Annotated in this window: 1 protein-coding gene; it reads right to left on the bottom strand. The window is 52.8% G+C overall.

The window, feature by feature from the left end:
- The coding region (locus SB775_RS30415; protein ID WP_410864985.1) for a GNAT family N-acetyltransferase at positions 1–265 on the bottom strand (265 nt) is incomplete at both ends.

Below are 265 nucleotides of genomic sequence, written 5' to 3'. Positions count from 1 at the left end.
CGTCGCTGTAAAACCCAAACGTTCATAAAAGCGCAGTGCGTCTGGCCGCTGTTTATCGGTCGTGAGCTGAACGATATGGCAGCCGCGCTCCTTTGCTCGTTCCACTGCCCAAAGAATCAGCTTGCTCCCGAGTCCCTTTCCCCTTTCTGTGGATGCTGTCCGAACTCCTTCGATTGTTGCTCGCCAGCTTCCTTGGTGGGTCAGATAAGGTGTAAACGTGATTTGCTGGACGCCTACAATATCCTCACCCAAACAGGCTACAATC

The sequence above is a fragment of the Peribacillus sp. SIMBA_075 genome (assembly GCF_046534585.1).
The sequence above is the reverse complement of the archived record's forward strand: the minus strand, read 5'-3'. Positions and strand labels throughout refer to the sequence as shown.